Here is a 1,630-nt window from a genome sequence, read left to right as displayed (position 1 = left end):
GGCTTGGGCCGGGGCTTGGGCTGTTGCACGGCCGGTGCGGGCGGCGGCGGAGGGGGAACGATCTCGGGCTTGGGCGGCTCGATGAGCTCTGCCAGCACCTGCACCGGAATCACCATCTCCACAGCGCGGCGCAGCAGGCCGCTCTGCAAGGCCCAGACGGCCAGCACATGAAAACCCACCACCGCACCGACCACCAGGATGCGGCGGTTCAGGCGACGCGGCGGGGCGTCAGGCGTGGGGGAGAAGGGGGGCGCCATGGTGGCACTGGCGGTCGGCATGGTGAAGTGGCAGCGTGGCTCGGCAGAAGGGTGACGTGGGGGCCGCAGTGAAGCCCTCGTTATGAACTATCTGTGTCGAAAAATCCACCACGCAGCGATCAGCATGAGCATGAGACTGGCGCCGAGGACGGCGAGGCCGGTGGTCATGAAAGTCCTTTCGCGTGGGCCGACGGCGCGGCTGTATGGCGGGAAACTGGTAACGATTCTAAACGAGAATGTTTCGCATTCTCATGATTCTGCCGAAAAAGTGCTCCTTTTTTTAGCGCGAGGCCGGCGCCAGCACGGTGGAGGCCTCGGCCAGCGTGCGGCAGCCGGTGAGCGCCATCGCGATTTCCAGCTCGTCGCGCAGCAGGCGCAGCACATGGGCGACCCCGGTCGCGCCCGCGGTGGCCAGGCCGTGCAGCACCGGGCGGCCCACCAGCACGGCGCTGGCGCCCAGGCCGACGGCCTTGAGCACGTCGGTGCCGCGGCGGATGCCGCCGTCCACCAGCAAGGGCAGATCGCCTTGCACGGCCTGGGCGATGCGGGGCAGGGCGCTGGCGGTGGTGACCGCCGTGTCGAGCGTGCGCCCGCCGTGGTTGGACACGATCAGGCCGGAAGCGCCGGCGGCGACGGCCTGCCGCGCATCGCCGGGATGCAGGATGCCCTTGAGCAGCACCGGCAGGCGCGTGATCGAGCGCAGCCAGGCCACGTCGTCCCAGCCGGGGGCGTGGGTGAGCAGGTCGTCGAACAGGGGGCTCTGGCCGGCGGCGAGGGCCCGCGGTGGCGGCGGCCGCAGGCCGGCCAGGTTGACCGCGCTCACATTGGCGGGCAGGCGAAAGCCGCTGCGCCGCTCGCTGTCGCGGGCGCCCTGCACCGGGGCGTCCACGGTGAGCACCAGCGCCTCGAACCCGGCGGCCTCCGCGCGCCGTACCAGGTCGGCGGTGAAGCCGCGATCGGCTTGCAGGTAGAGCTGGAACCACAGCGGGCCGCGCCCGGGTTCGGGCAGGAAGGCGGCGGCGATCTCGTCGAGCGGTGCCGAGGCCTGGGTGCTGAACACCAGGCCCGCCCCCAGCGCAGCGCAGGCCAGGGCGGTGGCGTGTTCGCCGTCGGGGTGGGCCAGGCGCTGGTACGCCATGGGGGCCACCAGGATCGGGTGCGCCAGGGTGCGCCCCAGCAGTTCCACGCGGGTGTGGCCGCCGGCCAGCGGCTGCAGCACGCGGGGCAGCAGCTCCAGTGCGCGCCAGGCATCGATGTTGCGGGCGAAGGTGAGCTCGTCGGCCGCGGCGCCGAACAGGTAGGCCCAGGTGGCGTCGTCCAGCGCGCGGCGGGCGTGGCGCTCGTGATCGCCCAGGGTGGCGACGTCCGGGGGC

The 1,630-nt window shown here is 72.3% G+C and carries 1 protein-coding gene and 1 pseudogene; both read right to left on the bottom strand.

Annotated elements, in window-relative coordinates; all coding sequences use genetic code 11:
- A pseudogene (locus tag AC07ZS_RS29760) lies at window positions 1–278 on the bottom strand (energy transducer TonB); the annotation flags it as partial.
- Between the two features lie 259 nt (window positions 279–537).
- The coding region (locus AC07ZS_RS29755) for an alpha-hydroxy acid oxidase (RefSeq protein ID WP_494802029.1) at window positions 538–1,630 on the bottom strand (1,093 nt) is incomplete at its 5' end.

Source organism: Hydrogenophaga sp. GW456-12-10-14-TSB4 (assembly GCF_059424305.1).
Note: the sequence above shows the minus strand (reverse complement) of the source record. Positions and strands in the feature narration are given on the sequence as shown.